Source organism: Maritimibacter sp. 55A14, from assembly GCF_003122205.1.
Classification (GTDB): Bacteria; Pseudomonadota; Alphaproteobacteria; order Rhodobacterales; family Rhodobacteraceae; genus QEYE01.
Genome location: NZ_QEYE01000013.1, coordinates 1 through 12,080 on the forward strand (window position 1 = coordinate 1; position 12,080 = coordinate 12,080).

General features: G+C 65.4%; 15 protein-coding genes. 6 read left to right on the top strand and 9 right to left on the bottom strand.

The window, feature by feature from the left end; genetic code table 11:
* From DDZ14_RS12175 to folD, 5 genes are all read left to right on the top strand, one after another.
* The coding region (locus tag DDZ14_RS12175; RefSeq protein WP_146193132.1) for a formate--tetrahydrofolate ligase at window positions 1–127 on the top strand (127 nt) is incomplete at its 5' end.
* A gap of 68 nt (window positions 128–195) precedes the next feature.
* Entirely contained in the window at window positions 196–495 is a 300-nt protein-coding gene (locus tag DDZ14_RS12180; RefSeq protein WP_109425358.1) for a chorismate mutase, read from the top strand.
* A 48-nt stretch (window positions 496–543) separates the two neighbouring features.
* On the top strand, window positions 544–669 hold the full coding sequence (locus tag DDZ14_RS20145; RefSeq protein ID WP_255417505.1) for a hypothetical protein: 126 nt from the start codon (window positions 544–546) through the stop codon (window positions 667–669).
* Window positions 666–1,217, top strand: a complete 552-nt coding sequence (locus DDZ14_RS12185) for a class I SAM-dependent methyltransferase (RefSeq protein ID WP_109425261.1) — start codon at window positions 666–668, stop codon at window positions 1,215–1,217. The genes DDZ14_RS20145 and DDZ14_RS12185 overlap by 4 nt, the downstream gene beginning before the upstream one ends.
* A complete protein-coding gene (folD, locus tag DDZ14_RS12190) occupies window positions 1,214–2,107 on the top strand; it encodes a bifunctional methylenetetrahydrofolate dehydrogenase/methenyltetrahydrofolate cyclohydrolase FolD (RefSeq protein WP_109425262.1) in 894 nt (297 codons plus the stop codon). The genes DDZ14_RS12185 and folD overlap by 4 nt, the downstream gene beginning before the upstream one ends.
* Before the next feature lie 11 nt (window positions 2,108–2,118).
* Here the strand turns inward: folD and DDZ14_RS12195 are convergent, their stop codons facing one another.
* A complete protein-coding gene (locus DDZ14_RS12195) occupies window positions 2,119–2,556 on the bottom strand; it encodes a PaaI family thioesterase (RefSeq protein ID WP_109425263.1) in 438 nt (145 codons plus the stop codon).
* Between the two features lie 175 nt (window positions 2,557–2,731).
* On the opposite strand from DDZ14_RS12195, the gene DDZ14_RS12200 reads away from it, so the two are divergent.
* Entirely contained in the window at window positions 2,732–3,433 is a 702-nt protein-coding gene (locus tag DDZ14_RS12200) for a LytTR family DNA-binding domain-containing protein (protein WP_158275519.1), read from the top strand.
* On the opposite strand, the gene pdeM is transcribed toward DDZ14_RS12200, so the two are convergent.
* The 8 genes from pdeM to DDZ14_RS12240 form a co-directional block, all read right to left on the bottom strand.
* The gene (pdeM, locus tag DDZ14_RS12205; RefSeq protein ID WP_109425265.1) at window positions 3,397–4,095 is read right to left on the bottom strand and encodes a ligase-associated DNA damage response endonuclease PdeM; all 699 of its coding nucleotides are present in this window, start codon (window positions 4,093–4,095) and stop codon (window positions 3,397–3,399) included. The two genes, DDZ14_RS12200 and pdeM, sit on opposite strands and share 37 nt — an antisense overlap.
* 39 nt (window positions 4,096–4,134) lie before the next feature.
* Complete coding sequence (locus DDZ14_RS12210) at window positions 4,135–6,540, bottom strand: ligase-associated DNA damage response DEXH box helicase (RefSeq protein WP_109425266.1); 2,406 nt, start codon at window positions 6,538–6,540, stop codon at window positions 4,135–4,137.
* Window positions 6,541–6,623: 83 nt separating this feature from the next.
* The gene (locus DDZ14_RS12215) at window positions 6,624–7,934 is read right to left on the bottom strand and encodes an ATPase (RefSeq protein WP_109425267.1); all 1,311 of its coding nucleotides are present in this window, start codon (window positions 7,932–7,934) and stop codon (window positions 6,624–6,626) included.
* A 154-nt stretch (window positions 7,935–8,088) separates the two neighbouring features.
* Window positions 8,089–8,589, bottom strand: a complete 501-nt coding sequence (locus DDZ14_RS12220; RefSeq protein ID WP_109425268.1) for a prepilin peptidase — start codon at window positions 8,587–8,589, stop codon at window positions 8,089–8,091.
* Window positions 8,590–8,593: 4 nt separating this feature from the next.
* The gene (locus tag DDZ14_RS12225; RefSeq protein WP_109425269.1) at window positions 8,594–9,451 is read right to left on the bottom strand and encodes a lipopolysaccharide assembly protein LapB; all 858 of its coding nucleotides are present in this window, start codon (window positions 9,449–9,451) and stop codon (window positions 8,594–8,596) included.
* A gap of 18 nt (window positions 9,452–9,469) precedes the next feature.
* Window positions 9,470–10,060 (bottom strand): tetratricopeptide repeat protein, encoded by a 591-nt coding sequence (locus DDZ14_RS12230; protein WP_109425270.1) that lies wholly within the window; start codon window positions 10,058–10,060, stop codon window positions 9,470–9,472.
* Between the two features lie 34 nt (window positions 10,061–10,094).
* Entirely contained in the window at window positions 10,095–11,102 is a 1,008-nt protein-coding gene (locus DDZ14_RS12235; protein ID WP_109425271.1) for a type II secretion system F family protein, read from the bottom strand.
* Window positions 11,103–11,109: 7 nt separating this feature from the next.
* Entirely contained in the window at window positions 11,110–12,078 is a 969-nt protein-coding gene (locus tag DDZ14_RS12240; RefSeq protein ID WP_109425272.1) for a type II secretion system F family protein, read from the bottom strand.
* Window positions 12,079–12,080: the final 2 nt, after the last annotated feature.

Consider the following 12,080-nt stretch of genomic DNA (forward strand, 5'->3'; position numbering starts at 1 on the left):
GTCCGCCGGCGCCGGCTTCGTCGTCGTCATCTGCGGCGAGATCATGACCATGCCGGGCCTCCCGCGCGTGCCCTCCGCCGAGGCGATCATGCTCAACGACCAGGGCCAAATAGAGGGGCTGTTCTGAGCGTCGCCCGATTGACCTTGGTCGCGGTCCGGGGCATCCCGGACCGCGACAGGATCAAGGGGCATGAAATGGCGGAACCGGCGAAATGCCGCTCGATGACGGAGCTGCGCGAGACGATAGACGGGCTCGATGCCGAACTGATGAGGCTTCTGGCCCGGCGCGCGGCCTGTATCGACCGCGCCATCGAGTTGAAACGCGCCGCCGGGCTGCCCGCCCGGATCGACGCGCGGGTGGAGGAAGTGGCCGCGAATGCGCGCCGCAATGCAACGGCGGCCGGGTTCGATCCGGAATTCGCCGAACGACTCTGGCGGCAATTGATCGACTGGTCCATCGCGCGCGAGGCGCGTGTCCTGGATCGGACGAAGTGAAGATGCAGGCGCGACAGTTGCGCAATGCGTGAGGGAGAAAAGACCGGCATGACGGCCAGGATCATCGACGGAAACGCCTTCGCCGCCACGGTGCGCGAGAAGGGGGCGATCATGCTCAATGTCATGGGCCAGATCGAGCGGCAGTACCGAGATATGCCGGAAAGCAGGACATGAAACACCGGCGCAGAAAATTCGTCAGTCTGATCCCCAAGAATGCCCGCATCGTCGAAGTCGGCGTTCATCTTGGGGATTTTTCGGAGAGACTGATCGAAGATTGCGCGCCGCGCGAGTTGCATCTGATCGACCCTTGGAAGATCGTCGAGAAGCCGGAATATGAAAAGGCTCTGTACGGCGGGGACACAAGCCAAGCCGAAATGGACTCCAGATATCAAAGAGTTATCGAGCGGTTCCGGGAACAGATCGGCGCAGGCCAGGTCAAGGTGCACCGGGCTGTCAGCGCCGAAGTCGAGGGCGAAATCGGCGAGGTCGATCTCGTCTATCTGGACGGCGACCACACCTATGACGGCGTGAGGTCCGATCTTGAACTGTGGTGGCCGCATCTTCCGGTCGGGGGCCGCATCGCCGGCGATGACTACGCGCTTGGCGGCTGGTGGGGGGACGGTGTGGTGCGTGCGATCGGCGAATGGTGCGCCCGCCCCGATGTTCTGATCGAATGGAAGATGAGAGATCAGATCATTCTGAAGAAAAGGAAAATGCCATGACGGCCAAGATTATCGACGGAAAAGCCTTCGCCGCCACGGTGCGCGAGAAGGTCGCGGTGCATGTCGCCCGCCTGAAGGACGAGAACGGCATCACGCCGGGTCTCGCGGTCGTGCTGGTGGGCGAGGACCCGGCCAGCCAGGTCTATGTCCGCAACAAGGGCAAGCAGACCGCCGAAGCGGGGATGGCGAGTTTCGAACACAAGCTCGATGCGGACACCGATCAGGCCACGCTGCTCAAGCTGATCGACGATCTCAACAACGATCCCGCGGTGCATGGCATCCTGGTGCAGTTACCGCTTCCGGGGCATATGGACGAGGATCTGGTGATCAACGCCATTGACCCGGCCAAGGATGTGGACGGCTTCCATATCTCCAATGTCGGGCTGCTGGGCACCGGGCAGAAGAGCATGGTGCCCTGCACCCCGCTGGGCTGCCTGATGATGCTGCGCGACCATTACGGCTCGCTCTCGGGGCTGAACGCGGTCGTGGTGGGACGCTCCAACATCGTCGGCAAGCCGATGGCCAACCTGCTCCTGCGCGACAGCTGCACGGTGACGGTCGCCCATAGCCGCACCCGCGATATCGAGGAGGTGTGCCGCCGTGCCGATATTCTGGTGGCCGCGGTCGGCCGGCCGGGAATGGTTACCGGCGACTGGGTGAAGCCCGGCGCCACGGTGATCGACGTGGGCATCAACCGCGTCGAGAAACCCGAGGGCGGAACGCGCCTGGTGGGCGATGTGGAGTTCGCCAGCGCGGTCGAGGTGGCGGGCGCGATCACCCCGGTTCCGGGCGGGGTCGGGCCGATGACCATCGCCTGCCTTCTGGCCAACACGCTGACCGCCTGCTGCCGCGCCAATGGCCTGACGGAACCCGAGGGCCTGACCGCCTGAACGCGCGCCCGTCAGGCGGCGGGGACCGGGATCATCGTGCCCAGCAGGGTCGCCACCGCCACCGCGCCGTCCGGGGTCTCGGCGCTGACATCGGCGCGCACGACCACCAGCCGCCGACCGGGCTTGACGACATGGCCCTCGGCGATAAGCAGCCTTCCCCGCGCCGGGGCCAGAAGGTGGATCTTCATCTCGCTGGTCAGCACCTCCATCCCCGGCTCCATGACGCTGAGCGCGGCATAGCCCGCGGCGCTGTCGCCAATCGCGAAGGTCAGCCCGGCATGGGCAAAGCCGTGCTGCTGCGTCGCGCCGGGGAGAATCGGTGCCGTAATGCGGCAGAACCCGTGCCGGGCCTCGGCCATTTCCGCGCCCAGGGTGGCCATCATCGCCTGTCGCGCGAAACTTTCGCGCATCACTTTTTCGAAATTCGGGTTCCGGGGCAAATTTGCCATTTATGTCCTTACTGTTTCTATTATTGCGACAATGTGTGCCAGGCGGCCGGTTCTGGATATATCGCTTGCAGGTTGTGCTCCCGGCGCACGACTATATGATTTTGACGAAGACATGTGGAGTGTTTCTGTTAGGGGTGTCATGAGTTTCCTGCACAGCCTTTTCCGGCGGTCTATCATGCCGGTGCCGTTGAGTTCCTGGCTTCTCGGGGCATTTATCGCCTCGCTGGCCGGACCTTTTGGAACCTATCACAGCCTGCCCTGGCTGGAACGCGCGGCCTACTGGTTTGCGGTGATCGGAGGGGGTATGGTCCTGGGGCGGGCACTTCTGCTCTGGACCGAGGGTTACATGCCCGACGACAGCTATTGGCGCCCGGCCCTGGCGCGGACCTTCGCTTTCACCGCCATCTACACGATGATCCTCGTCTACGTGCATCGCCATGTGATCGGCTGGCGGCCGGAGGAGACCCTGACCGTGGGCGAGATTGCAACCGTGTGTTTCACGCTTGCGTTCGGGGTGAACGTGATTCGCTTCCTGATCCTCAGCACGCAGGAACCAGAGCTTGAGGGGCCGCGGCTCCTGCGCCGGCTGGAGCCGCACATGAAGGGCACGATTCTGCGGCTCTCGGGGCGCGATCATTATGTGGACGTGCATACCGACGCGGGCGTGACGCAGATCCTGATGCGTTTCTCCGATGCGCTGGACGAACTGGACGGGATCGACGGCCACCAGGTCCACCGTTCGCATTGGGTCGCGCGCCATGCGGTGTCCGGGTCTGAAAAGGCGCAAGGACGCGATTTCCTGGTGCTGGTCGACGGCGCGCGGGTGCCGGTCAGCCGCAGCTATCGCGATTCCCTGAAGGACACGGGCCTGCTCTGAGCGCCTGGCATCGGGATCGGGCGGGGCGGGTCGCCCAGCAACACCGCCCGCGCGTCGGCGCCCATCAGTCCCGACAGGGCCGGATCGTCGCAGTGCAGCCCGCCGGTATAGGCGCCGTAGGCGGGCAGGATCAGCCGCGCTGCGTCCAGCAGGAAGCAGCGCGCCGCGATCCGCCGCCCTCCCGCCGCGATCCGTGCCTTGGGGTGATAATGGCCGGAGACCTCGGCACTGGCGCCGGGCTGCGCGATATGCCGGAAGGAGAGCGGACCGAGGCGGACCCGCGCCAGATGGGTGCCGCCCAATTCGGTCGGTCCAGGGTCGTGGTTGCCCTCGACCCAGATCCAGTGGTGGCCGGCCATCAGCCGCGCAAGCCGGTCGGCCTCGTCCTGGGGCAGTCCGCCCGCGGCCTCAAGATCGTCGAAACTGTCGCCCAGGCAGAGCACGCAGCCCGCCGCCACGGCCTCGATATCCGCCTCAAGCCGGTTCAGCGTCTCTGTCGTCTCATAGGGCGGAAGCAGCGTTCCGCCCCGGCGCGCGATCCGCTCGGCCTTGCCCAGATGCAGGTCCGAGACGACGAGCGTCGCCTGCTCCGGCCAGTGGAGCGCGCCGGAGGGCAGGGCCGTCAGGGCTGCGCCCGCGAGGATGAAATCATATCCCGCCATTGCCCCCTCAAAGCGCAGCCGGGCGCGATGCGCAAGCCCTCAGGCCAACCCGGCCTCGCGCATCAGGCGCTGTGCCTCGGCCTCCACCAGACGTGCCTCGGCCGCGCCGGAGATCGGCACGCGCCCGACCTCCAACAGCAGCGGCGCGGCGAGCGGCGTGACATGGCGCGCGCGGACATGGTCGATGCGGCCTGCAACCCGGTCGAGCATTTCCTCGATCCGGCCGAAATCCACCAGCCCGCGCATCGCCTCCTCGCGGGTGATCTTCAGCATCAGGTGGCCGGGGTCGTATTTCACCAGCGTGTCGTAGAGGATGTCCGATGAGAACGTCGCCTGCCTGCCGCTCTTGCGGCCGCCGGGCAGGTTGCGTTCGATCAGTCCGGCGATGGTGGCGGAGGCGCGAAAGGTGCGCTTCATCACCGCGTTGGAGGCCAGCCAGCCTTCCAGCGCGGCGGCCATCCCAGCCCGCGAGAAGAGTTGTGCGGGATTCTCCAGCGGCTCCAGCGCCCAGATCAGTGTGGCGTAATCGGTGGCCACGAAACCCAGCGGGGCGAGCCCGGCCTCCTCCATCCGACGGGTCAGCAGCAGGCCCAGCGTCTGCTGTGCGTTGCGTCCGGCGAAGCCGTAGACGCAGGTATGCGCGCGGCCCTCGCGCGGGAAGCTCTCGACCAGCAGCCGGCCGGGCGCCGGCAGGCGCGAGATCTCGCGTTGCCGCCGCAGCCAGTCGGCCGTGTGGGCGGGCAGCGCCGGCCAGTCGGGCTGGTCGAGAAGCCGCAGAACCCGCTCCGAGAGTTGCGTCGAGGTGGCCAGCTTCACCCCCATGAAGACCGCGACCTTCGGTTCCCGCCCGACCTGCCGCGTGACCTCCACCACCATCTCGCGCAGCCCTTCGTAGCGTACCACCTGGCCGCCGATCAGGAAGCTGTCGCCCGGCGTCAGCGAGGCCGCGAAGGCTTCCTCCACCTCGCCCAGCGGCGCGCCGCCGCGGCGGTTGCGCAGCCGGACCTTCAGCGTGTCCTGGTCGATGATCGTGCCGATATTCATGCGGATGTCGCGCGCCCGGCGCGGGTCGCGCAGCCGCCAGCGCCCGTCGGCGTCCTGCATCAGTCGCTGCCAGCGGTCATAGGCGCGCAGCGCGTAGCCGCCGGTGGCGCAAAACTCCAGGCATTCGTCGAAGGCAGGCCGGGTGAGCGCCGCATAGGGCCCCGCGCGGCGGAACTCGGCGTAAAGCGTACCGGCGTCGAACGGGCCGGCGGCGGCGCAGATCATCATATGCTGGCAGAGCACGTCACGAGGCCCCGGCCCGCGCGGCGCTCCGTCGAGATCGTTCTCGCGCACCGCGTCGAGCGCGGCGCGGCATTCCACCACCTCGAAACGGTTCGCCGGGACCAGCAGCGCCTTGGAGGGCGCGTTGTAGCGGTGGTTGGACCGCCCGATACGCTGCACCAGCCGCTTGACCGTCTTGGGCGCGCCGACCTGGATCACGAGGTCCACGTCGCCCCAATCGATCCCCAGGTCGAGCGATCCTGTGCAGACGATGGCGCGCAGCTCGCTCGCCACCATCGCGGCCTCGACCTTGCGGCGCGCCTCCAGCGAGAGCGAGCCGTGATGGATGCCGATCGGCAGGCCCTCGGTATTGGCCAGCCAGAGCGCGTGGAAGAATATCTCTGCCTGGGCGCGGGTGTTGTGGAAGATCAGCGTGGTGCGGTGGCGGCGCACCTGGTCCAGCACTGCCTCCACCGCGTAGCGCCCGCCGCCGCCGGCCCAGGGGGGCGGCTCGGCCGTCTCCAGCATGGCGATGTCGGGCGCGGGGCCGGGATCGGCCCGCACGATGTCGCAGCGCGCCGGGTGGTCGGCTATGAAGCGCGCGATGGCCTCCGGGTCCTCGACCGTGGCGGAAAGCCCGGTGCGGCGCAGCCCCGGCGCGAGGGTCTGGAGCCGCGAGAGCGCCAGCATCAACTGGTCGCCGCGTTTCGATTCCGCCAGCGCATGCACCTCGTCCAGCACCACCCGCTTCATCCCGGAAAATATCCGCGGCGCATCCTCGTAGGAGATGAGCAGGGCGAGGCTTTCGGGCGTGGTCAGCAGGATATGCGGCGGGTCGGCGCGCTGTCGGCGGCGGCGGCTCTGGGGCGTGTCGCCGGTCCGGTCCTCGACCCGGATCGGCAGGTCCATCTCCGCGATGGGGCGTGTCAGGTTGCGGCGGATGTCGGCGGCCAGCGCCTTGAGCGGCGAGATATAGAGCGTGTGAAGCCCCCGATGCCGGCCATGGGCCAGGTCCACCAGGCTGGGCAGGAAGCCCGCCAGCGTCTTGCCGCCACCGGTTGGCGCAATCAGCAGGCTCGCCGGGGCCTCTGCGCGCGCCAGCATCTCGCGCTGGTGGGGATGGACCTGCCAGCCGCGCGAGGCGAACCAGCCGGCGAAGGGGGCGGGCAGACCGGACATGGCGAGAGCCTATCGTGCGGCCCGCCGCTGGCAAGGGGCGGTGTGGGCGCGCGGCGGGCGGAAACCCGTTGCGGCGGTGGTGTTCAGTGTGCGATGGCTTCCTGCTTGACGAAGAGGTTCGCCCAGGCGCGGTCGATCAACTCGGGCGACATCTGATATTGCAGGCCCTCGTAGTCGCAGATCGCCGCCATCTGGTCGATCAGGAACTGGCCGTGGAAGTTGGCGTAGACATTGTTGATCTCGGGATACCTGTTGCGCACCAGATGGACCAGCGTGTCCTCGTCGAGCGGCATTTTCATCTTCTTTGCGACCATGGCGAAGACCTTCAGGAACTCCTGCTGGGTCGGCCCGTCGATCTTGATCTTGAAGAAGATACGGCGCAAGGCGGCGCCGTCGAACATCTCGTTGGGGTGGAAGTTGGTCGAGAAGATCACCAGCGTGTCGAAGGGCACCTCGAATTTCTCGCCCGATTGCAGGGCCAGGATGTCGTAGCTGGCTTCCATCGGAACGATCCAGCGGTTGATGATCGACTGCGGCGGTTCCTTCTGGCGGCCAAGGTCGTCCACGATGAAGACGCCGCCGGTGGCCTTGAGCTGCAGCGACGCCTGATAGGTCCGCGATGTCTTGTTATAGTTCAGGTCGAGCATGTCGAGCGTGAGTTCGCCGCCGGTCATCACCGTCGGCCGCTGGCAGAGCACGTAGCGCTGATCGAAGCGGCGCGAGGTGCGGCGCAGCGCGTTGGGATCGTCGTCCTCCATGTCGACCTTGTTATGCACGATCGGGTCGTAGACCGTGATGACCTGGCCGGCGTATTCGATCGCAATGGGGACATAGATGCGGTCGCCCAGCGCATCGCGGATACCGTTGGAGATCGCGGACTTGCCGTTGCCCGGCGGACCGTAGAGCAGGATGGACCGACCGGAACTGACCGCGGGGCCGAGGTTTTCCAGCAGCCCTTCGGGCAGGATCAGGTGCCCCATCGAACCCTTCAGCATCTCGGAATTGATCTGAATGTTGCGGACGGACTGGCGGCGGGTCTGGTCGTAGTAACGGTCGAGCGGCACCGGCATGGCGCCGTAATATTCGGACTGCGACAGCGCGTCGAGCGCGCGCGCACGGCCGGCATCGGTAAGCTGATAGGTCATCTCGGTGGTGGTACTGGCGCTGATGCTGCCCATCGACTGGATCAGCTTCTGCTGGCGCGCCATGTCGACAAGTTCCTGCGTCACGGTGTTGGGAAGGCAGATCGAGCCCGCCAGCGAGGTGACGTTCTCGAGATTCTGCCGGAACATCGTCTTCAGCAGGATGTCGCGCATCATCACCGGTGAAAGGCCGGTATCTTCCATGGACCGCGGTTGCGGAGGGGCGAGGACATCGCCGGCATGCATGTTCATTTGTTGGCCTCAATCCATCTGCATAACCCGACCCCGCCGCGTGTGCAGCCGCAAGCGGGGACCGGGCCGACTTTGCTTTGTAAGGCTCAAGCTGCCGGAATACTGTGGCAAAATAATGGATCAAGGCGGGCAGGAACGGATCCTTTGCGCCGCCTCAGCCCGCGTGTTGCATCGCCGCCAGCGCCAGATAGGCCACCAGCGCGCCGCCCAGCGCGAAGCCCATCGGGAAATCCTTCTTGCGCTCCCAGGACTGCCAGTCAGGCGTCACGCGGCGCACAAGCGGCGTGGCGCGGGCGAGCCTGTGGGTCAGGAAGGCCGCGATCATCACGATGGCCAGCACGAAGGCGAAGCCGCGCAGATCGCCCAGCGCGATGAAGGGTGCCATAGCGGCGGCGAATTTCGCGTCGCCCGCGCCGACAAGCCCCAGGACGCTCAGCAGGAAACCGGCCAGGAGCACGATGAGTATATGCGCAAGACGCCACAGATAGGCGTCGAGTGGCAATGCGACGAGCCCCAGGACAAGAAACCCGGCGGTCAGCGCCAGAACCGCCAAATTCGGGATGCGCATCGTCTTCATGTCGCTCCACGCCACCCATACCGAGATCGGCAGCGCGATGACGAGAAAGATCAGCGCCTGTTGCGCGGTGGTCTCCATCGCGTCAGTTCACGACATTTTCTTCCAGCGCGTTGAGGCTGCGCGCGGCGGCCTCGAAATGCTGGGGATGGGTGTCCACAGCGTCGCGCAGCAGTGCACGGCCGGTTGCCACATCGCCCTGCTTGATCGCGCTGAGCGCCAGCGTGTGCAAGAGCTGCGCGCGCTCGATCTGGGTCATCTGAACGACCGGCAGCGTGTAATTGCGCTGTGCGCCGCGGGCCAGGACCAGATTGTTCTTGGCGGTGAAGAGCTTTCTGTCGTTGCGCACCGCCTCGAGGAAGAGCCGCTCGGCCCCCTCGTAATCCTTGCGTATCAGCTTGGAATAACCCCAGTTGTTGAGCACGTTGGCCGGCGTCGTGGTCAGCCCCACAGCGGTTTCATAGAAGCTGTCTGCGCGCTCCCAGTCCTTGTTGGAGTCGGCGACCATTGCCTCCAGCCGGTAGCGCTGGAAGGTCTCGTAAGTGGGCGGGATCTTGTCGAGTTCGCTCTTTGCCTCGTCCCAGCGCCCGCTGCGGATAAGCGCATCGGCAAACCCGACACGGTCGTCATCGGTCACCTCGTCGGAGGCGACGACCTCGCGCCAGACGGGCAGGGCGCTCTCCGGCCGCTTGGCACGAACAAGCGATTTCGCCAGCCCGCGTTTCAGGTCGATACGCTCGGGCTTTTCCTTGGTGGCGCGGGTGAAGTAATTGACCGCCTCGTTCGGGTCGCCCACGGTGAGCATGATGTCGTTGAGATTGGTCTCGTCGATGACGTTGACGCCTTCGATGGCGCGCTCGACCTCGGCCTCTGTGCTTTTCTCACAAGCAGCCAAGACCATTGCGCCCGTGACGCAAAGCATTCCAGCTACGATATTGCGCATTTCGCCTATGCCCTCTTGCTACTCTGACCTCTGGCCCGGGGTCGGAAGCAGCAGGTAACGCCCATTGCCCCGCCTCACGAGCTCAAAATTATATTTTTCGGGTTCATCATACGTCGGTTTTTCCATTTTTGCGATAGCAAGTCGCAAATTATCGCGGATTTCTTCGGAGTTGCCGTTGTCTAGCGCGAAGGCCCGCCGGAAAACCTGGCGCGCCTCGGCGGTTTCGCCGCGTTCCATCAGCACAACGCCCAGATTGTTCCAGGCGGCGACGAAGTCCGCATCCTTCTTGACGGCGCGTCTGAGCAGGTCTTCGGCCTGGTTCAGCCGCCCCAGCCGGAGATTGGCCGAGCCCATCGCGCTCAGGACATCGGCGGTGAGACCGTGCTCAAGCGCCCCACGGGTATAGGCCTTGAGCGCAAGCTCGTACTCGCCCGCGGCCATCAGCCGGTGTCCCACCACCAGACCGTCCACCGCCTCGGTGATGGCCGGGGTGCCGGCCGGGGCCGGGGGGCCCTGGCGTTCCAGTTCGAGATACCCTTGCGGGGGGCGCGGTGCGCAGGCGGGCAACAGCGTCAGGAGAAACAGGGTTGCGACCCAGGCTGCCTTCATCGCTGCTGTCCCGCCCCCCGCGGTGATGATTGTCCTACCGTACGTTCATCGAGCCCAGCGTCTGGCCGATATCGTAGATCGACGGTCCGATCAGGATGATCAACAACGGCGGCAGTGTAAACAGCATTGTGCCCAGCGTCAGCTTGGTGGGCAGCTTGTTGGCCTTTTCCTCGGCGCGCATCACGCGCTTGTCGCGCATTTCGCTGGCGAAGACGCGCAGCGCGTCCGCGACCGAGGTGCCGAAACTGGCCGACTGGATCAGAACCGTGGTGAAGGAGGAGATGTCGGCCACGCCGGAGCGTTCGGCCATGTCGCGCAGCACGGTCGACTTGTCCTTGCCGGCCTTGACCTCCTGGGCCACGATCTCGAACTCGTCGGCCAGCGCGGGATAGCCCGCGCGGATTTCCTGCGACACGCGGATGATCGACTGGTCGAGCGACTGGCCGGCCTCGACGCAGACCAGCATCAGGTCCAGCGCATCCGGAAAGCCGTTGGTGATCTCCTCCTGCCGGGCCATGCGGCGGCGTTCGACCCAGTAGACGGGCAGGTAGTAGCCCGCCGCGCCGGGGATCAGCACCGACATGGCCATTTTCTGCATGCCCATTTCGTCGCCGCCCTGGAGAAGGGCGTAGATGATGCCGCCGATCAGGAAGAGGATGCCCAAGGCAAACTGCGCGAAATGGTAGACGCGCACGGAGTTTTTCGCGCGGTAGCCCGCCTGGAGCAACTTGAGCCGAGCCGCCGAATATTCGTCCACATCCTGGGGTTCCAGGAAGGTGGCGAAGCGGTCCAGCTTGTCGGTACCGTCCTTGGTGCGCAGTTTCTTGGCCTTGCCATCCTTGCCTGCGGCCTTGGCGGCGGGCTGATAGGTGGTCTTCGTCTGTTCGCGCAGTCGATCCATCGGATCCTGCACGCGCTTGAGCATGACCGGAAGCGCTGCCGCGATAAGCAGCAACCCGAGGAGGCCGAGCGCGATGAGCGGCCCAAGGGGGCCGAGCAACTCGATCAGCCGGTTGTTCAGGTTCTCGATAATCGCGGGCATAACCACCTCAGACCTTAATGTTGACCATGATCTTCATGTAGATGATGTTCACGACTAGGAAGACGCCCACGGCAATCGCGGCCGGCACGAAATACTGGGTTTCCTTCACTTCGTCGAAATAGTGCGGCTCGATGATGTTCAGCATGACCAGCGCGCCGATCGGGAAGGCCGACAGGAACCAGCCGGACCACTTGGCCTCGGCGGTGATCGCGCGCACCCGCCGGAAGAGGCGGAAGCGCGACCGGATCACCTTGGACAGACCGTCGAGGATCTCGGCCAGGTTGCCGCCGGATTGTTGCTGGATCGTCACCGCGACGGCCAGGAAGCGCACGTCCTGCATGTCCACGCGTTCGGCCAGGGCCTTGAGCGATTCCGAGATGCTGCCACCATAGGCCGCCTCGTCCGCGATCAGACCGAATTCGGTCCCCAGCGGGTCCGGCACTTCCTCGGCCACGATGTTCAGCGCGCTGGTGAACGGGTGGCCCACACGCAGCGACCGGACCATCAGTTCGACCGCGTCGGGAAGTTGTTCCTCGAAGAGCGCCATGCGTTTCTTGGCCTTGTTGTTGACCCAGGTGTAGACGGCGCCCACGCCGATCACCACGGCCACGCCCAGCCGCACACTCAGCGAGGCGCTGGTCAGCACGGTCAGCCCGGCGAAGGCGAAGATACCCAGCAGGATCATGATGATGATCAGCACCTTGGGGCTGAAGGCGATGTTGCCCTTCTGCGCCTTGGCCGCGATGATCGAGTAGAGCGGGATTTTCATCGCGCCGGCATACTGGTTCATCTCCTTGCGGAGCTGTTCCATGACGGCTTCGCGCGACCCGCCCTTCTCCAGCATGTCGAGCCGGCGCCCGACACGGTTGTTGAGCTTGATCGACTTTCCGAAGACCACGAGATAGAGGCCCTCGACCATCAGCAGGACGGCGATGAAGATCAGCGCATAGATGATCGGTTCGGCACTGATTTGCATTG